Source organism: Streptomyces sp. NPDC002793 (genome assembly GCF_040295485.1).
In the GTDB taxonomy this organism is placed as follows: Bacteria; Actinomycetota; Actinomycetes; order Streptomycetales; family Streptomycetaceae; genus Streptomyces.
In genome coordinates this window covers 37,222-56,041 of sequence record NZ_JBEOVL010000014.1, presented here as the reverse complement: position 1 = coordinate 56,041, position 18,820 = coordinate 37,222, and the positions used below count along the sequence as shown (strand labels likewise).

General features: G+C 72.3%; 12 protein-coding genes. 10 read left to right on the top strand and 2 right to left on the bottom strand.

What is annotated here, in order from left to right:
* Positions 1-87 precede the first annotated feature (87 nt).
* The 5 genes from ABT001_RS16050 (at position 88) to ABT001_RS16030 (ending at position 10,628) form a co-directional block, all read left to right on the top strand.
* On the top strand, positions 88-2,184 hold the full coding sequence (locus ABT001_RS16050; protein ID WP_351277322.1) for a protein kinase domain-containing protein: 2,097 nt from the start codon (positions 88-90) through the stop codon (positions 2,182-2,184).
* Positions 2,185-2,376: 192 nt separating this feature from the next.
* Complete coding sequence (locus tag ABT001_RS16045; protein WP_351277587.1) at positions 2,377-5,112, top strand: serine/threonine kinase C-terminal domain-containing protein; 2,736 nt, start codon at positions 2,377-2,379, stop codon at positions 5,110-5,112.
* 117 nt (positions 5,113-5,229) lie between these two features.
* Positions 5,230-6,912: a serine/threonine-protein kinase gene (locus ABT001_RS16040; protein WP_351277319.1), complete on the top strand. Its 1,683-nt coding sequence runs from the start codon at positions 5,230-5,232 to the stop codon at positions 6,910-6,912.
* Between the two features lie 193 nt (positions 6,913-7,105).
* On the top strand, positions 7,106-8,743 hold the full coding sequence (locus ABT001_RS16035) for a succinic semialdehyde dehydrogenase (protein ID WP_351277317.1): 1,638 nt from the start codon (positions 7,106-7,108) through the stop codon (positions 8,741-8,743).
* A 46-nt stretch (positions 8,744-8,789) separates the two neighbouring features.
* The gene (locus ABT001_RS16030) at positions 8,790-10,628 is read left to right on the top strand and encodes a GMC oxidoreductase (protein ID WP_351277315.1); all 1,839 of its coding nucleotides are present in this window, start codon (positions 8,790-8,792) and stop codon (positions 10,626-10,628) included.
* Positions 10,629-10,803: 175 nt separating this feature from the next.
* Here the strand turns inward: ABT001_RS16030 and ABT001_RS16025 are convergent, their stop codons facing one another.
* Positions 10,804-11,823 (bottom strand): LAETG motif-containing sortase-dependent surface protein, encoded by a 1,020-nt coding sequence (locus tag ABT001_RS16025; RefSeq protein WP_351277312.1) that lies wholly within the window; start codon positions 11,821-11,823, stop codon positions 10,804-10,806.
* A 459-nt stretch (positions 11,824-12,282) separates the two neighbouring features.
* Positions 12,283-12,585: a chorismate mutase gene (locus ABT001_RS16020; protein WP_351277310.1), complete on the bottom strand. Its 303-nt coding sequence runs from the start codon at positions 12,583-12,585 to the stop codon at positions 12,283-12,285.
* A gap of 314 nt (positions 12,586-12,899) precedes the next feature.
* On the opposite strand from ABT001_RS16020, the gene guaA reads away from it, so the two are divergent.
* The 5 genes from guaA to ABT001_RS15995 all read left to right on the top strand — a co-directional run bounded on the left by guaA (position 12,900) and on the right by ABT001_RS15995 (position 18,810).
* On the top strand, positions 12,900-14,486 hold the full coding sequence (gene guaA / locus ABT001_RS16015; protein ID WP_351277307.1) for a glutamine-hydrolyzing GMP synthase: 1,587 nt from the start codon (positions 12,900-12,902) through the stop codon (positions 14,484-14,486).
* A gap of 173 nt (positions 14,487-14,659) precedes the next feature.
* A complete protein-coding gene (locus tag ABT001_RS16010; protein ID WP_351277305.1) occupies positions 14,660-15,415 on the top strand; it encodes an SAM-dependent methyltransferase in 756 nt (251 codons plus the stop codon).
* A 129-nt stretch (positions 15,416-15,544) separates the two neighbouring features.
* Positions 15,545-16,813, top strand: a complete 1,269-nt coding sequence (locus tag ABT001_RS16005) for a hypothetical protein (protein ID WP_351277302.1) — start codon at positions 15,545-15,547, stop codon at positions 16,811-16,813.
* 75 nt (positions 16,814-16,888) lie between these two features.
* Positions 16,889-17,395, top strand: a complete 507-nt coding sequence (locus ABT001_RS16000; RefSeq protein ID WP_351277299.1) for a DoxX family protein — start codon at positions 16,889-16,891, stop codon at positions 17,393-17,395.
* A 128-nt stretch (positions 17,396-17,523) separates the two neighbouring features.
* Positions 17,524-18,810 (top strand): LPXTG cell wall anchor domain-containing protein, encoded by a 1,287-nt coding sequence (locus ABT001_RS15995; RefSeq protein WP_351277296.1) that lies wholly within the window; start codon positions 17,524-17,526, stop codon positions 18,808-18,810.
* The last annotated feature ends 10 nt before the right edge of the window (positions 18,811-18,820 follow it).

The window sequence follows — 18,820 nt, the reverse complement described above, 5'->3', positions numbered from 1 at the left end:
GGCCGACCCGGACCCGGAACCATGACCGGTCCCGGGGTGAGGGACAATGAACGCTCTGCCAGGGCGGGTTGATAGCAGAGGGGACGCATGTCGGAGGCGGAGCAGGCGCGGGAGCCCCAAGGGGACAAGGACGGACGTCTCCTCGCGGGGCGGTACCGGCTCGGGGAGGTGCTCGGCCGGGGCGGCATGGGCACGGTCTGGCGTGCTGCCGACGAGACGTTGGGGCGCACGGTCGCCGTCAAGGAACTGCGGTTCCCGTCGGCCATCGACGAGGAGGAGAAGCGGCGTCTCATCACGCGAACCCTGCGTGAGGCGAAGGCGATCGCGAGGATCCGCAACACCAGTGCGGTGACGGTCTACGACGTGGTCGACGAGGACGACCGGCCATGGATCGTCATGGAACTCATCGAGGGCAAGTCCCTCGCGGAGGTGATCCGTGAGGACGGGACGCTGACGCCGAGGCGTGCGGCGGAGGTCGGCCTCGCCATTCTCGACGTGCTGCGCTCGGCGCACCGCGAGGGCATCCTGCACCGCGATGTGAAGCCGTCCAACGTGCTGATCTCGGAGGACGGCCGTGTCGTCCTGACCGACTTCGGCATCGCCCAGGTCGAGGGCGACCCCTCCGTCACCTCGACGGGCATGCTGGTCGGAGCGCCCTCCTACATCTCGCCCGAGAGGGCCAGGGGCCACAAGCCGGGACCGCCCGCCGACCTGTGGTCGCTGGGCGGGCTGTTGTACGCGAGCGTCGAGGGCCGCCCGCCGTACGACAGGGGCTCGGCCATCGCCACGCTGACGGCGGTGATGACGGAGCCCGTCGAGCAGCCGGCGAACGCCGGGCCGCTGGAGGAGGTCATCTACGGCCTGCTGACCAGGGATCCCGACCAGCGGCTGGACGACGCCGGGGCGCGCGTCCTGCTCAACGCGGTGATCAACGCTCCGGAGGAGCCGGTCGTCCCCGCAGCCGACTCCACCCAGATCATGGCGCTGCCCACGATCGGTGACTCCGGACGCGACAAGAGCGACAGGAGTGACAAGGGCAGGGGCGGAAGGAACGGCAGGAACGGTGGCAAGAAGGCCGCCGCGGCCGCCGCGGCAGCCGCCGCCGTGTCCGCTCCGGCCGCCCGGGGCGGCGGGTCCGGGGCCGTCGCGGGTTCCGCGAGACCGGCCACCGGTGGCTCCGGCGGCGCGGACCGGGCTGCTGGTTCCTCCACCGGTTCCGCTTCCGGCTCGTCGTCGGCGACCACTCCGGTCGGTGCGTCGGGTCTCGCCGACAGCACGCGGGACCGGCTGCGCGGAGCGCTGCGGTCCGTGCGTGACGCGAAGTCACCGGCGGCCGCCGGCGCCGTCTCCACGGCCTCCGCCTCCGGGGCCATGGCACCCGGCCGTCCGGCCGCGCAACGCGCCTCGATCACCGATGTCGTACCGCGTCGCACGCTGGCGGTCATCGCCGGTGTCGTCGTCCTCGCCGTGCTCGGTACGGTGCTGGCGCTGACGCTCGGCGACGACGGAGCGGCCGACGAGGGCGGCGGCTCCAAGGGCGGCCCCGCCGCGTCGTCCGGTGCGACGTCCGGTGGCGACGCCGAACCCGCCACCGGCGGAGGCTCGGGCAAGGGCGCCGACACCACGGACGGCGGCAAGGAGGGGCAGGGGAAGGACAAGGGTCAGGCGACCGGGGACACCTCGGCCTCGCCCGAGGCCGCCGATCCCACCCCGGACCCGGACGCGCTGCCCGCCGGGTACAGGACGGTCACCAACAAGCAGTTCCACTTCTCCATGGCGATGCCCGGGAACTTCACGTTCGACAAGATAGCGGGACAGAACTCGGGAGCCATCTACAACGCGGGCGGTGGCTTCCCCCGCGTCCAGGTCGACTACAACTCCTCCCCGAAGGACGACGCGGCAGCCGCCTGGACCGGGGCGGTCGCGGCCACCAGGAGCCTCAGCAACGGCTACAAGCACATCGGGATCAAGAAGGTCGAGTACAACGGCTACCCGACCGTCGCCGACTGGGAGTTCACACGCGATCAGCAGGGCATGCGGGTCCGGGTGCTCAACCGTGGCTTCAAGGTCGACGCCACCCACGGCTACTCGATCATGATCAGCTGCAAGGCGGACGCCTGGGACGACGAGGAGTGCCGGACGCTGCGTGAGACGGCGCACGCCACCTTCGCTCCGACCGACTGAACCCGGTGACCGGCCGCGGCGGGGCCGTCGGGTTGTCGTGACCGGCCGCGCCGCCGGGACTTGCCACGTATGGTGAGAGGCCGAGGGCCGTACGCAGCCGGAACGATGGGTCAATTGCACAGCAAGTGACCGCGATTGACGGATTCACGCGGTCTCGGTGACCGGGGGAACAGCGCGCTCTGGGGAGGCGTCGTGGACGACTACGCGGGTCGGGTGCTTGCCGACCGCTACCGCCTTCCCCTGCCTCCGTCCGATGCGTACGAACTGGTCGAAACGCGGGCGTTCGATACGTACAGCGGACAAGAAGTCCTGGTGCGTCAGGTGCCGTTGCCGGAGGTCGTGGACGCCGAGGTGCTCGACGGTGACGGCCCGTCCTCGGCGCGGCGCGCCACCGGACGCACGGTGCGGCGGCCCACGGACCCCGCTGTCCGGCGCGCGATCGAGGCCGCGCAGGCGGCGGCCCAGGTGCCCGACCATCCTCGTCTCGACCAGGTCTTCGACGTGTTCGCCGAGGCGGGATCGCTCTGGATAGTGAGCGAACTGGTCGCCGCCCGGCCGCTCGCCGCACTTCTCGCGGAGCGGCCCCTCAACCCCTACCGGGCCGCCGAGATCGGCTCCGACGTCCTCACCGCGCTGCGGGTGCTCCACGCGCACGGCTGGACCCACCGCAACATCACGGTCCGCACGGTGCTGGTCTGTGACGACGGCCGTGTCGTGCTGACGGGTCTCGCGGCGGGTGCCGCCGAGGAGGCGCTGTGCGGCTACGTCCCGGCGCCGCAGCCGGTCGACGAGGACACCTACGGGCCCCCGGCCGTCGAATCCGGCCCCACCGGGCCGTACGACCCGCCGGTGGTCGAGTCCGGGCCGTACGAGCCGGGCGTGGCCGTCACCGGGCCCGGTGAGCTGTCCGCACCGGAGGCCCTGCCCGCCCCCAGGGCGTCCACCGACGGCGTGCCCGCCCCCGGCGGCCACGCCGAGATCGAGGTGGCACAGCTCGCGCCGCCCACCACGGAGCCCGTGGAGGGGAGCGCGGCCCAGCTGCGTGCCGCACGCGCGGGGGCCATCGCGGCCTACCGGGCGGGGGCCCGCGCCGCGATCCGCGCGGGCGAGGACGGCAATCGCGTGGAGCACGGCCCCGACGCGGACGAGACCGAGGAGACCGGTGAGCGGTCCGCCGCGCCTCCCGCCCTCGGGCCGCCGCAGCCGACCAGCACCTGGGGCACGGTGGCCGACACCCCCTACCCCTTCGAGGACGACGAGGACGACGAGGACGACGACGGCGGCCCGGAGGGCCCCGGTGCTCCCGGACGGCGTGTCCACCTCGCCGGCACCTGGGGCGACGGTCCCGGCGCGGGCCGCCCCGTGCCCGCGGGCGGCTCCGGGGGGCCCGGCGGTTCCGGTGAGGACGCGCTGCGCGCCGACGCCCGGCGCCTCGGCAGCGGACCGGCCGAGCGCACGGAGCGGCTGCCGCAGCCCGTGCCCGCCCGCGGACCCGCCGGAGGGTGGGACGAGGTCGTCGCCGGAAGCCCCACCACCCCCGTCTACCGGGGCCCGGCCACCCCCCTCGCCGCCGAGCGCGCCCGGCAGGCCCGTATCGCCGTGGTGGGTGCCGTCACCGAGCGGTGGGCGCCCGAGCAGGCGGGACCGGTCCACGACAACTGGCAGCTCGCCCCGCCCATCGGCCCCTCCACCGACCTGTGGGCACTCGGCGCGCTGCTCTACCGCGCCGTGCAGGGCCACGCCCCGTATCCGGAGGAGAACGCCGCCGAGCTCGTCCAGATGGTCTGCGGCGAGCCGCCGGCCTTTGCGGAGGAGTGCGGTGCGCTGCGCCCCGTCGTGGAGTCGCTGCTGCGTCAGGACCCCACGGAGCGACCCGACTTCGAGGAACTGCGGGGCTGGCTGCGCTCCCTCGTGCGCTCGGCCCCGGAGCCCGAGGCCGGCGCGGACATCGTCGCGCTGCCGCCCGTCGACGCCGCCCGACTGCCGGTCGTACGCCGCAGGGGTGAGCTGGTGCGCCGCCGCCGGGGCCGTGGCGGAGCGGGCAGGCACCGCCAGGGCAAGCCGCAGCGCCGCGACAAGCAGCAGACCTACGAGCAGCGGCCACAGGGGTACGAGCAGCAGCCGCCGACGCACGAGCCGCCACCGGCGTACGAGAAGCCGCCGCGCGCCCCTCGGGAGCCCAAGGGGCCCAAGGTGCTGCGCCAGCCGCAGCCCGGTGGCCGGGCGCCGCGACGGCTCGGACGGCTGCTGCTGGTGCTGATACTGCTGGCGATGGCCGCTGCCGTCGCCTACGCCGTGCTGTTCATGCCGAAGGAGGGCTCGGAGACGGGGGCGGCCCCCGCGGAATCCGTCGCACCGGCGGGCCCGGGGCCCGGCACGAGCCCGTCCACCGAGGCGTCGGAACCCGCCGACGAGGCCTCCGAGGGGTCCTCCGGCTCGCAGAAGCCGCAGACCAGCCGCTCCGCCGCCGCCCTCGCGCCGGGCTACGAACTGCGCAAGGACGCCGAAGGCTTCGAGCTCGCCGTGCCGGAGGACTGGCAGCGCAGTCCGGCCGACGCCGACCGGCGGGTCCGGTACGGCAGCGACGGGTTCAGCGTGCTCGTCGTGCCAGGCAGGGACACGGTCAAGGCCAACGGGGACGACCCGTTGGACTACCAGCGGGACAAGGAACCGGAGTTGCAGCCCTTCCGGGAGTCCAGCTGGGCCACGTCCAGCGGCCTGCGCCGTGTCGACGTCGGACGACAGGCCATGGCGGAGGGGCAGTTCACCTGGCAGGAGAGCGACGGCCGCGAGGTGTACGTCCGCAACCTGGTGATGATCGTGGACGGCAGGTACCACGTCGTCCAGGCCATCGGCCCGGAGAGCGAACGGGACAAGGTCTCCGACATCTACGAGCAGGCCATCTCCGCGTATCGCGCGACCTCCTGACGAGACGACAGCCAAACGCGACATGCGTCACAGTGCGGTCTCGTGAGCGGTGCGAGGTTACGCCGCACCGCTTCTCCTCCGTAACCTGTCGTCCCGAGGAACGGGGCGAGGACACACGTGGAACACGCGCAGGGAACGGACGCGGAAATCGTACTGGCCGGGCGTTACCGGCTGGGTGATGTCCTGGGCCGCGGCGGCATGGGCAAGGTATGGCGTGCGCACGACGAGGTGCTGCACCGGACCGTCGCGGTCAAGGAGCTGACCGCCGGACTGTACGTCGCCGAGGCGGACCGGGCCGTGCTGCACGCCCGGACGCAGAAGGAGGCGCGCGCGGCGGCCCGGATCACGCACCCCGGGGTCGTCACCGTCCATGACGTCATCGAGTACGACAACCGCCCCTGGATCGTCATGCAGTACGTCGACGGGCCCTCGCTGGCCGACGCGACGAAGGAGTCGGGGGAGGTCGAACCGCGCGAGGCGGCCAGGATCGGGCTCCATGTGCTGAGCGCCCTGCGGGCGGCGCACAGCGCCGGTGTCCTGCACCGGGACGTGAAGCCGGGCAACGTCCTGCTCGCCAGGGACGGACAGGTCCTGCTGACCGACTTCGGGATCGCCGCGATAGAGGGCGACTCCACCATCACCAGGACAGGCGAACTGGTGGGCTCCATCGACTACCTCGCGCCCGAGCGGGTGCGTGGCGGCGACCCGGGACCCGCGTCCGATCTCTGGTCGCTGGGTGCGACGCTCTACACGGCCGTCGAGGGGTCCTCGCCCTTCCGCCGTACGTCGCCGATCTCCACCATGCAGGCCGTCGTGGCGGAGGAACCGCCGCCCCCGATGCGGGGCGGCGCGCTGACGCCGGTGATCATCGCCCTGCTGCGCAAGGACCCCGCGGACCGTCCGACGGCCGAGGAGACCGAGCGGATGCTGCTGGACGCGATGGAGGGGCGCAAGCCCCGTGCCGCGCAGGCCCACGTGCCGACGCAGCGGGTCTCCGAGGAAGACCTGCGCGCCTCCTTCGCCCCGGACGGCGCCACCACCCGCCTGCCCCAGCCGCCGCCCGTGTCCCCGCAGACCTCGGAGCCCGCCACCCGGCGCGGCCGGGGCCGGTGGCGCGCCGTCGTACTGGTCGTCGCGGCGGCAGCCCTGATCGGCGGGGTGGCCGGCCTGGTCGGGATGTACGCGGGGGGCGACGAGGGCGCGGCGGACCATCACAGCGCGGGTCCGCTCCAGGACCGCGCCGCCGACACCTCGGAGGAGCCGGTCCAGGAGGAACCGGCCTCGGAGGAGCCGGTCCAGGAGAAGGAGAAGAAGGAGGCCGAGCCGGTGCGGAGCGAGATACCCGACGGCTGGCACCGGGTCACCGACCCCGAGGGCTTCAGCCTCGCCGTACCCGAAGGCTGGGAGCGGCAGGTGAACCAGGGCCAGATCGACTACACCCCGGACGACGGCGGGACCCGCATCCGGATCAGCCTCGACCCGCAGCCCGACTTCGCCCACTCGTACGCCCACATGCAGAGCATCGAGAAGGACCTGGCCGCGCGTCTGCCGGACTACCGGCGCCTGCTGCTGGAGGAGAACGTCTTCCGCGACCGGCCCGGCTCCCGCTGGGAGTTCACCTGGGTCGAGTCCCAGGACCACCCGGGCCCGCGCCACGGCATCGACCAGATGTACTTCGCCGAGGCGGGCGGCCCGGAGTACGCGCTCTACCTGACCGGGCCCGACGGGGACCGGGACAGGACCCGGCAGCTCTTCGAGACGATGCTCCGCAGCTGGGAACCGCCGGAGTCGACGGGCTGAGGTGTGATCCCGAAGATTCACGATTCCTGACCGCCCGATCCCGTGAAGGGCAGTGGATCGGCCCTGATCAGCAGTTATGTCGCCAGTGATCACTGGCTACGTGGCGGGGTGCGGCGGGAGTCTCTGGCGGGGTCTGTGAAAACCTGTTACCCACGGGTACCCAAAGTGGGCGGGTGGACATACTCTCGCCCTCATGACGGACTCGCAGGCCTCCACGACCACCCCCGCCGCCTCCGGCACCCGCGTCGGCACCAATCCGGTGGCCGCCGCCCCGGCGGGGGCGCGTACCGCCGCCGACGTGGTCACCCCCGAGGTGATCGCCCAGCTGACCCGTGGAGTCGTCGGCTCCGGCCGCACGGCCAACCACAGCCCCTTCACCGGGGAGAAGCTGGCCGACCTGCCCGAGTCCACCCCCGAGGACGTCGAGACCGCCTTCGAGCGTGCCCGTGCCGCCCAGTCCGCCTGGGCCGCGACGCCCGTCCGGGCCAGGGCCGCCGTGCTGCTCCGCTTCCACGACCTGGTCCTGCAGCGCCAGTCCGAGGTCCTCGACCTCATCCAGCTGGAGACGGGCAAGGCCCGGCTGCACGCCCACGAAGAGGTGCTGGCCGTCGCGGTCTCCGCCCGGCACTACGGGCGCAAGGCCGCTTCCTACCTGAAGCCGAAGCGGCACACCGGGGTCGTCCCGACCCTCACCAAGGTCACCGAGCTGCGTCAGCCGCGCGGGGTCATCGGCCAGATCGCCCCCTGGAACTACCCGCTCGAACTCTCCGTCGGCGACGCGCTGCCCGCCTTCGTCTCCGGCAACGCGGTCGTGATGAAGCCCGACACGGAGACCGCGCTGACCGCCCTGTGGGCCCGTGACCTCCTCGTCGAGGCAGGACTGCCCGCCGGGGTGTTCCAGGTCGTCCTCGGCGAGGGGCCCGTCATCGGCCCCGAGATCGTCAGCCGCGCCGACTACGTCTCCTTCACCGGCTCCACCCGCACCGGACGTGAGGTGGCTCAGGGCGCCGCCGCCCGGCTCGTCGGCGTGTCCCTCGAACTCGGCGGCAAGAACGCCATGCTCGTCCTGGAGGACGCCGATGTGGAGAAGGCCGCCGCGGGCGCCGTCCGCGCCTGCTTCTCCTCCGCGGGACAGCTGTGCATCTCCATCGAGCGGCTGTACGTCCACGAGTCCGTCGCCGACGACTTCGTGGAGCGCTTCGCCGCCCGTACGAAGGCCATGCGGCTCGGCAACTCCCTCGCGTACGGCGCCGACATGGGTTCCCTCGTCGGCGAGCGGCAGTTGGAGACCGTCAGCCGTCATGTGGCCGAAGCCGTCGAGAAGGGTGCCACGCTCGTCGCGGGCGGTGTCGCCCGCCCCGACATCGGCCCGCTGTTCTACGAGCCGACCATCCTCGACGGTGTCGAGGCGCCCATGACGGTCTGCGGCGAGGAGACCTTCGGCCCCGTCGTCTCCATCTACCGCTTCAGCGACGACGACGAGGCCGTCTCCCTCGCCAACGCCACTCCGTACGGCCTCAACTCCAGTGTCTGGACGAAGAACTCCGGGCGCGGCCACCGCGTCGCCGCCCGGCTGCGGACCGGCACCGTCAACATCAACGAGGGGTACGCACCCGCGTACGGCAGCGTCCAGTCACCCATGGGCGGCATGAAGGACTCCGGCCTCGGCCGGCGGCACGGCTCCGAGGGCATCCTGAAGTACACCGAGGCCCAGACGGTCGCCCAGCAGCGGCTGATCCCTCTCGCCCCGGCCTTCGGGATGGACGACGAGAAGTACGCCGCCTTCATGAGCGGCAGCCTCAAGGTGATGAAGGCCTTCCGGCTGCGCTGAGCCCTCCAGCCACCCCCTACCTGCCCTTTTCGTACCGAGGAGTGCCATGTCCCAGGACAGCCCTGCCCAGAACCAGGCCGGACAGGCCGTTCCGGCGGCGGACGACGACGCGTACGACTACGACGTCCTCGTCGTCGGCTCGGGCTTCGGCGGCGCGGTCTCGGCCCTGCGGCTGAGCGAGAAGGGATACCGGGTCGGTGTCCTGGAGGCGGGCCGCCGCTTCACGCGCGAGACCCTGCCCAAGAACTCCTGGGACATCAGGAACTACCTGTGGGCCCCCGCCCTCGGCCTGTTCGGCATCCAGCGGGTGCACCTGCTGGGCAAGGTGATGGTGCTGGCCGGCGCGGGGGTCGGCGGGGGCTCCCTCAACTACGCCAACACGCTGTACGTACCGCCCGCGCCGTTCTTCGAGGACCGCCAGTGGGCCGGCATCACCGACTGGAAGGACGAGCTGGCGCCGTACTACGACCAGGCGAAGCGGATGCTCGGGGTGCGGCTCAACCCGACCGTGACCCCGGCGGACGTCCACCTCAAGGCCGTGGCCGAGACCATGGGCGTCGGCGACACCTTCCACCTCGCCCCGGTGGGCGTCTTCTTCGGCGACGGGCAGGACGCCGACGGCACGGCGCGCACGAAGCCCGGCGGAGAGTCGGCCGACCCCTACTTCGGCGGAGCCGGACCCGCTCGTAAGGCCTGTTCCCAGTGCGGCGAGTGCATGACCGGGTGCCGGCACGGCGCGAAGAACACCCTCAACGAGAACTACCTGTACCTGGCGGAGAAGGCCGGTGCCGTCATCCACCCGATGACGTCCGTCGTCGCGGTCACGGACGGCCCGGACGGCGGCTACCACGTGTCGACCGTACCCACCCACCGGCGCCGCAAGGCCGCACCGTCCGTGCTGCGGGCCCGGAAGGTGGTCATCGCCGCGGGCACGTACGGCACGCAGACCCTGCTGCACACGATGAAGGACGAAGGGCTGCTGCCCCGGCTGTCCTCCCGGCTCGGCGAGCTGACCCGCACCAACTCCGAGGGTCTGGTGGGGGCGCAGACCAGCGACCGCCGCTACCGCAGGAAGCACGGCACCGCCAAGGCCGACTTCACCCGAGGTGTCGCCATCACCTCGTCGATCCACCCCGACGAGAACACCCACATCGAGCCGGTGCGTTACGGCAAGGGCTCCAACGCCATGGGCGCGCTGACCATCCTCCAGGTGCCCTACAGCACCCACCGGGTGCTGAGCTGGTTCGGCAACGCGGCCCGGCACCCGTGGCTCCTGATGCGCTCGCTGTCCAACCGGCGCTGGTCGGAGCGGACCATCATCGGCCTCGTCATGCAGTCCCTGGACAACTCACTGGTCGCGTACCGCAAGCCCGGCGGCGTCGGCAAGGGCCTGCTCACCGCCCGGCAGGGCCACGGTGCGCCCAACCCGACGCAGATCGCCGAGGCGACCCAGGGCGCGACGCTGCTCGCCCAGGAGATCAACGGCTTCGCCGGATCGAACGTCGGCGAGCTGATGGGCACCCCGCTCACCGCGCACTTCCTCGGCGGCTGCCCGATCGGGGCGAGCACGGAGGAGGGCGTCCTCGATCCGTACCACCGGCTGTACGGGCACCCGGGCATATCCGTGGTCGACGGCTCCGCGGTCTCCGCCAACCTCGGCGTCAACCCGTCGCTGACCATCACGGCGCAGGCGGAGCGCGCCATGTCCTTCTGGCCCAACAAGGGCGAGGCCGACCCGCGTCCGGCGCAGGGCACGGCGTACGAGCGGCTGGCGGCGGTCGAGCCGAAGGCACCCGCCGTGCCGGAGGAGGCGTTCGGTGCGCTGAAGCTGCCGTTCCTCGGGATGCCGGTGGTACCGCCGAAGCCTGCGGCGGACGACGCCTGAGCAGGGGAGCGCGCGGGGAACGCCGCGCGCGTCGAGGCGGAGGGCCGACGCAGGGGGCGACGCAAAGGTGCGACGCAAAGAGGTGACGCAGGGGGGCGACGCAAAGAGGCGACGCAAAGGGGCTGCACCCCCCTCCGAGTGCAGCCCCTTCACGTACTCCTCCCGGTGACCCGCGTTACGCGGTGGCGTCACCGTTCTTGCGGCGCCGCACGAGGAACATCGCGCCCGCGCCCAGCACCAGGGCCGCGCCGCCCGCGAAAGCGATCACCGACGTGCTGGAGGACGAACCGGTCTCGGCGAGGCTGCCGGTGACCTTGCTGGTGCCGCCGGTCGGCTTCGTGACGGGCACGGGGACCTTGCCGCCCTCCTGGGGCTTCGTGCCGTCGTCGCCACCGGCCTTGACGATCTGGAACTTGTAGGCGACGTCCGAGAAGCACGGGACGGCCTCCAGCTCCTCGCCGAAGACGAGCCCGCCGCCGAGGCTGAAGCCGGCGCCCACCGGGGCGCTCGCCTCGACCTTGAGCCGCAGGTCGATGTCGACCTCGTAGCCGGGCTTGATCTCGTCGGTCTCGCCGACGTAACCGGACGACGTGCCCAGGTCCTCCAGGTCCTCCCAGGTGCCCTCCGCCTCGTTGAGGGCCTGGAGCCGGACCTGCTCGGTCGTGAAGAGCTGCGCGCCCGCCTTGTCGGCGGCGGCGCCCGCGAAGAACGCGACGTTCTTCACGGTCCTGTCCGAGTCGTTGTAGACGTTGAAGGTGAACCGGTCCCAGCCGCTGCCCCGGACGATCTTTCCGGAGAGGCCGCTGATGGAGAGTTCGAGCGGGTTCGGCTCGCACTGGCCGAGCTCCTCGTCGTCCTCCCCCTCCTCGTCCTCGGACTCCGAAGCGGTGGGCGTCGGCGTCGCGGACGCCGTCTCGGACTCGGTGGCGGTCGGGGTCGGGGAGGCCGTTCCGGGCGGGGTCTCGGACGACTCCGTGGCCTCCGGAGTGACCGTCGCGGACGGCGCGGCGGATTCGGTGTTCTCGGGGGTCGCCGTCGCGGACGGAGTCTCGCTCACCGTCTCGGTCGGCGTGGCCGAAGGGCTCTCGGTCGTCGTGGTCTCGGGGTCCGCGTACGCGGCGGGCGCCGAGAGCAGGACGGCCGGGCCTATGACGGCGGTGGCGGCAGCGAGTGCCAGGGTGCGGCGCAGTTTCATCTGGGGCCTCAGCGGGTCCGTGGTACCGCATGGGCCGCGGTACCTGAAAGGAGTGAACCGGGCCTGCCGTTGTGGGGACGGAACGAGCCGTTGTGTTCGCCATGCATGACCGGTGAGGCGGCGTAACGGTTGTCCCAGGTTTCACAGAATCTTTATGTGGTGCACACCACATCCCCGGAGTGTCCGAAGGCGGCCGGACCCGGGCGTCCCCGGGTCCGGCCGCACATGGGGTGACCGGCCCGCTGTCCCCTGCCGACCGGTCACACACGCCGGGTCGTGGTCCCACGACGCACCTGGGGTGCGTCACACGTCCCGGCGGAGCCACGCGTGGTTCCCTGCCGCTGCCGCCCCTGGCTGGCACGGACATCAGGACCAACGAAGCCGCCCGGGACCCGGTCACGCGCCGTACGGGTGAGACGGGGCCCGAACGCGGGTACGGCCGTACAGCCTTCCCGTACGTCACACCCGGCCGCGGCAGAGTTCCAGCAGCGTCATGGCCAGGGCCGTGCCCGGCTTGCCCAGGGCATCGCTGTAGTGGCTGAGGACGTCCATCTCCCGGGAGAGGTTCACCCGGCGGCCCCCGGACGTGATCCTCGCCTCCTGGATGACCGCCGAGACGGCCATCCGTTCCTGGACGAGGCCGATGATCCGGTCGTCCAGCGCGTCGATGCGCTCCCGGGCGCCGCCGATCAGGGCGGCGGCCTCGTCGGTGTGCGCGCCGGTCCGCTCGGCGGCGGTCTTCGTGGCGGCGGTGCTGTTCATCCGTGACTCCTGGTGGGGTGCGGCCCCCCGGAGCGACAGGCCCGGAACGCCAGAACGCCCCGGGCCTGTCGGCCCGGGGCGCCTGGAACGTTGCTTGTCAGTTGCTCAAGCAGCACGACCATGGCAGCCGGCGGGCCGGGTGCCATAGGTAAAGACGAAGGTCGTGTGCTGACGCATGGGGCAAGTATGGACCCGGCTCCGGGCCCGGGTCCACGCCGGGCCCGGATGGTGAGACGGGAGCCCGGCGAGGCGATGTCCCACGGCCGGTAGAATTGGGAGGACCGACCCCCTCTCCACCGCCGGAAGGCCGCCCCGTGCCCGCAGCACCCCCCGCCGCCCCCGACACCACGACCGACGTCGTCCTGGTTGTCGACTTCGGCGCGCAGTACGCCCAGCTCATCGCCCGACGCGTCCGTGAGGCCCGGGTCTACAGCGAGATCGTCCCGTCCACGATGCCGGTGGCCGAGATGCTGGCCAAGAACCCCCGGGCGATCATCCTGTCCGGCGGTCCGTCCTCGGTGTACGCGGAGAACGCGCCCAGCCTCGACCGTTCACTGTTCGAGGCCGGGGTCCCGGTCTTCGGCATGTGCTACGGCTTCCAGCTGATGGCCACGACGCTCGGCGGCACGGTCGACGACAACGGCGCCCGCGAGTACGGCCGCACCCCGCTCGCCGTCTCCAAGGCCGGCTCCACCCTTTTCGAGGGCACGCCCACCGAGCAGTCGGTCTGGATGTCGCACGGCGACGCCTGCTCCGCCGCCCCCGAGGGCTTCACCGTGACCGCGTCCACGGACGTCGTGCCGGTCGCCGCCTTCGAGAACGACGAGAAGAAGCTCTACGGCGTCCAGTACCACCCGGAGGTCATGCACTCGACCCACGGCCAGCAGGTCCTGGAGCACTTCCTCTACCGGGGCGCGGGCATCGAGCCGACCTGGACGACCACCAACGTCGTGGAGGAGCAGGTCGCCCTGATCCGCGAGCAGGTCGGCACCAAGCGCGCCATCTGCGGCCTCTCCGGTGGCGTGGACTCCGCGGTCGCCGCGGCCCTCGTGCAGAAGGCCATCGGCTCCCAGCTCACCTGCGTCTACGTCGACCACGGCCTGATGCGCAAGGGCGAGACCGAGCAGGTCGAGAAGGACTTCGTGGCCGCGACCGGCGCGAAGCTGAAGGTCGTCGACGCGGAGAAGCGCTTCCTCGACGCCCTGGCCGGTGTGTCCGACCCGGAGCAGAAGCGGAAGATCATCGGCCGCGAGTTCATCCGTGTCTTCGAGCAGGCCCAGCTGGAGATCCTCCAGGAGGACGGGCCCGAGGTCGCCTTCCTCGTCCAGGGCACCCTCTACCCGGACGTCGTCGAGTCCGGCGGCGGCACCGGCACCGCCAACATCAAGTCCCACCACAACGTGGGCGGCCTCCCCGACGACATCGAGTTCGAGCTCATCGAGCCGCTGCGCCAGCTGTTCAAGGACGAGGTCCGGATGGTCGGCCAGGAGCTCGGCCTGCCGGAGGAGATCGTCCAGCGCCAGCCGTTCCCCGGCCCCGGCCTCGGGATCCGCATCGTCGGCGACGTCACCAAGGAGCGGCTCGACCTGCTGCGCGAGGCCGACGCCATCGCCCGCGAGGAGCTGACCGCGGCCGGCCTGGACCGCGACATCTGGCAGTGCCCCGTGGTCCTGCTCGCGGACGTCCGGAGCGTCGGAGTCCAGGGCGACGGCCGCACCTACGGCCACCCGATCGTGCTGCGCCCGGTGTCCTCCGAGGACGCGATGACGGCCGACTGGTCGCGCCTGCCGTACGAGACGCTGGCGAAGATCTCCACCCGCATCACCAACGAGGTCGCGGACGTCAACCGTGTGGTGCTCGACGTGACGAGCAAGCCGCCGGGGACGATCGAGTGGGAGTGATCCCCGCCCCCTGAGGCCCTCCGGGGCCCTCCGGGGTTCTCGGAGGCCCCCGAGTTCAACGCTGCTGCCGTCGCTCATTCGCTTGGGCGGCGGCAGCGGCGTCTCGGCGGTCAACCGGCCCCCGCGCTAATTTCGGTGGCTCCGCCTCTCGGCCCGTGGCATGGTGCACCACCATGTATGACGAAGAAGTCCGCGACCTCATGTCCGCCCCCGGCAACGACGGCCTCACCTGGAACACCCCGCTGTCCGAGGAGCACGCGGCCCACCTGATCGCGGCCTGCGCACCCGCCCCCGGGGCGCGGATCGCCGACTTCGGCAGCGGTTGGGGCGAGCTGCTGATGCGCCTGGTCGAGACGGCGCCCGGCTCCACGGGGGACGGCATCGAGACCGACCCGGGAGCCGTGGCGCGAGGGCTCCGGCTGGCAGAGGCGCGTGGGCTCACCGGCCGGGTGCGGTTCCATGAGGTGCCCGCCGCCGAGTACGCGGGGGACGGTTACGACCTCGCCGTCTCCGTCGGTGCCGCGCACGCCTGGCCCGGCGGCGCCCCGGAGGCACTGGAGGCCCTGCGCGCCGCCGTACGCCCCGGTGGCCGGGTGCTGTTCGGGGACGGGTTCTGGGAGCGTGAGCCCTCGCCGGCCGCGCTGGAGGGCCTCGGCGCGGAGCCGGACGACTTCGGGCCGCTCCTGGACCTGATCCGGAAGGCGGAGGCGGCCGGGCTCCGGCCGCTCCAGGTGACCGTGGCCGATCAGCGCGAGTGGGACCTCTTCGAGTCCGCCGCCAACATCGGCCGGGGCGAGCGCTGGGCACTGGCCCATCCCGGTCACCGGCTGCACGCCCCGGTGACCGCGGCCGTCGATGCCCGCCGCACCGGTTACTACGGCGGATACCGGGGGACGCTGGGCCTCGCCTACCTCGTGCTCAGCGCCTGACAATCGCACTTTTGTACAAGAGGTGCCCCCGGGCCGCCCCGATGAGGGGCGGAGTCGCCCCGTACGGCACAATTCGCAGAATTAAGAGGCGAGTTGGTTGTACCGGGGCGGGAAAGGGCGGCGTTCTCCGTGGCGTTGGACGAGGCGAGGGCGATGAGTGCGCACGGCGGTGGCTGTACGTGCGGCGACTGCCCGCACGGAGCACGTGAAGGACACCGGCGCGCGGTGGCGGCCTTCCTCACCAAGCGGGACGAACTCGCTTCCGGGCAGGGGCTGCCCGCCGGGGTCGCCCAGTCCGTGTCCGCCTCCCGGCAGTGGGTGTCGGACGAGCTGACCGAGTCGGCCCGTGCCGTCGCCGAGCGCAGCCGCGAGGCCGGTGACGCCTGGCTCCACACCCTCTGGGTGCGCACCCTCGTGGTCGTCTGGGGTGGCGTCGCCCTGCTCGTCATCGGCGAGTCCGTCACCGCCATCGGCGTCGGCTGGTCCACGGCCCGCACCGCGGGTCTCGTCGCCGGGCTCGTCACGGCGGGCCTGCTGACCGGCGCCGCCCGCCTCCACCGGGAGCGCGGCGGCCTCCTCGCCCCGCTGATCGGCGAGGACAACAGGCTCTCCACCTCACGCACCGTCGCCGCCTCCTGGGTGCTGCTCGCCGTCTTCGCCGTGCTCGTCCTCGCCCTGCAACTGGCCGGGGCGTCCGACCCCGCCGACCGTGACGCCCTGATCGAGGGCCTGGACCTGGTCCGCTCGGCCGGCGTGCTGACCGTGCTCGCGCTGGTGTGCGCCGTCGCCGTCGTCGTACGCCGGGTGGTGACCGTGCGCGTGCTGGGCCAGCGACTCCAGAAGCTGCGCGCGGACCGGCCGCGGGCCGCGGATCTGCTGACCGACGACTCCGGGCGCGGCAGCTTCACCGATGTGCAGTACGTCCTCATCAGCGCCGTCGCCGTGCTGTTCGCCGCTGTCCGGCTGGCCCGCCGCCCCGAGCAACTGCCGGATCTGCCGTGGGGCCTGGCGGTCCTGGTGGCCGTCTCCACGGCGACGTACTTCGCCGGGAAGTACGCGGAGGGCGGCCGACCGGTCATCCTCTCGGTCGTCCGTGCCCGGGAGGCGGGGGATCTGGACGCTTCGATCCGGACCGGTGACGACATCGAGATCCGTGGCGCCGGATTCGTCCCGCCCGGCGCGGGCAGCCCCGACCGGCTGGCACGGGTGGTCGTCAGAATCGGCCCGGTGCACGTGCACGTACCCCTGATCCCGGTCACCGGAGGCTTCGCCAATCCGGCGGACACCGTGCTCACCGTGCCCGTTCCCGTCGAGGTGGAACCCGGCTCGGTGGAGGTGCAGGTCGTCACGGCGGCGGGCGTGGAGACGAATTCCTGCCTCATCGATGTCACGGACTGACCCCGGGCCCTGGTGGGCGGTCCCGAACCGGCGTACGTATGGTCTGTTGAAAGGCCAACGGAAGGCGGGACAGCGATGCACGGGTACGGCGGTGGTTCCTACGGACCGGAGGAGCCGAGGGGTGTCCGGGACCGGGCGCGGCAGTACGCGCTCCTTCCCCTGCGGATCTTCCTCGGTGTCACGTTCGTCTACGCGGGGCTCGACAAGCTGACCGACAGCGCGTTCCTGTCGGCGAGCGGTGCCGGATCCCTCGGCGAGGTGATGAACGCCGTACGCGACAGCGCGGCCGTGCCGGGCCTCGTGGACCTGGCGCTGGAGAGCCCCGAAGGCTTCGGCTACGCCATCGCGATCGGTGAACTCCTCGTGGGCCTCGGCACCCTGGCGGGCCTGTGGACGCGGCTCGCGGCGCTCGGCGGGGCGCTGATCTCGCTGAGTCTGTGGCTGACCGTGAGCTGGCAGACCGAGCCGTACTACTACGGCAACGACCTGGTCTACCTCATCGCCTGGCTGCCGCTGTTGATGGCGGGAGCACCCCACTGGTCACTGGACGCGCTGCGGGGCGGCCGGCGCGGGCGGTTCTAGGGACGTCCCGCCGGCCTCTGCGGCCCTTGCTCGCGCAACCGATCGGTGCCCACAGGTGTCTTGGACGGTGAAGGACTGTTCCCCCATAGGACATCATCCGTTCACCCGCGTTCCGCAGAGGTTCTCTCATGCTGATTTTCCCTCACATCCGCCGCACCTCCCGTACCGCCGTCGCCGCGCTGGGCGCCGCCGGACTCCTCGCGCTGGGCGCGACGCCTGCCGCCGCCGATGAGGCCGCCGCCGAACTGGTCGTGGGAGACATCGCGCCGATCGACGGCGTGCAGCCCGGCAGCAGCTTCGACCAGCCGGTCACAGTCGCGAACAAGGGCACGAAGGCCGCGGACAAGGCGTGGGTCGTCCACTCCGTCACCCGGGGCCTCGACTACGCGGACATACCGTCCAACTGCCAAGCGTACGAGGTCCCGTCCTACGACGAGATGACAGCGAAGTCGAACGTGGTGTGCGCGTTCGACCAGGCGCTGGAGCCCGGTGTCGCCTACACGCCCGAGAAGCCCCTCGCCGTCAAGGTGCTGGACCGCGCGCTCGAGGACGACCTGCGCGTGAGCGTGTGGGACACCGAGCCGGCGCCGGACGACGCCGCCACGCCTCCGGTGGCCGGGACCGCGCCGGCGGTGGCGCTCGTCGAGCAGCCGGACGGGGGCGAGGCCACCGAGGACGCCGTCGATGTGTCGGTCTCCACCGTCAACACGGCCGACTACCAGGTGACGGGCGCCGACCTGAAGGGCCGCGTCGGAGACACGGTGACGCTGAAGGCGAAGTTCACCAACGCCGGGCCCGCCTGGACGCTGACCAGGGAGGGGGACCCGCTCGTCGAGGTCCGGATCACACCGCCCGCAGGGACGTCGGTCGTCAAGCCCCACGGGTACTGCGAGGCCGAGGGCGAGGCGTACGTCTGCGGCACCGGCCAGCGGTGGGTCCACGAGGGCGGCGGCGAGACCTACACCTTCCAGTTGAAGATCGACAAGAAGGTGGAGGGTGCCGTGGGCTCCGTGGCCCTGAGCACCGAGGCGCGGCCGTTCGACCCCGACAAGGGCAATGACAGGGCCGACATCACGCTGGACGTCACGGACGGCGGGTCGGCGGGGACGACGGCCGGATCGACGGCCTCCACGGGCTCGACGGGCTCCACGGGCTCGGCCGGCGGCAGCCCGGCCGGCGGGGACGACGGCGGAACCTCGTCCACGGGTGCCGGCTCCTCCTCATCCACCACCACCGGCGGCAACGGCGCCTCCACGACCGGTGGTGCCGGATCGTCGACGACCGGCGGCAGCCTGGCGGCCACCGGCTCCTCGTCGACGACCCTGGCGCTCGGTGGCGCGGCTGCCGCAGCGGTGGCCGTGGGCGCGGGCACCCTCATCGCCGTACGCCGTCGGCGGGCCCAGGGCCTGGGCTGAGCCTCCCGTC

Coding starts and splice junctions, on each gene's coding strand:
- ABT001_RS16050 (WP_351277322.1), top strand. CDS start 88: ATGTCGGAGGCGGAGCAGGCGCGGGAGCCCCAAGGGGACAAGGACGGA.
- ABT001_RS16035 (WP_351277317.1), top strand. CDS start 7,106: ATGACGGACTCGCAGGCCTCCACGACCACCCCCGCCGCCTCCGGCACC.
- ABT001_RS16030 (WP_351277315.1), top strand. CDS start 8,790: ATGTCCCAGGACAGCCCTGCCCAGAACCAGGCCGGACAGGCCGTTCCG.
- ABT001_RS16025 (WP_351277312.1), bottom strand. CDS start 11,823: ATGAAACTGCGCCGCACCCTGGCACTCGCTGCCGCCACCGCCGTCATA.
- ABT001_RS16020 (WP_351277310.1), bottom strand. CDS start 12,585: ATGAACAGCACCGCCGCCACGAAGACCGCCGCCGAGCGGACCGGCGCG.
- ABT001_RS16010 (WP_351277305.1), top strand. CDS start 14,660: ATGTATGACGAAGAAGTCCGCGACCTCATGTCCGCCCCCGGCAACGAC.
- ABT001_RS16000 (WP_351277299.1), top strand. CDS start 16,889: ATGCACGGGTACGGCGGTGGTTCCTACGGACCGGAGGAGCCGAGGGGT.
- ABT001_RS15995 (WP_351277296.1), top strand. CDS start 17,524: ATGCTGATTTTCCCTCACATCCGCCGCACCTCCCGTACCGCCGTCGCC.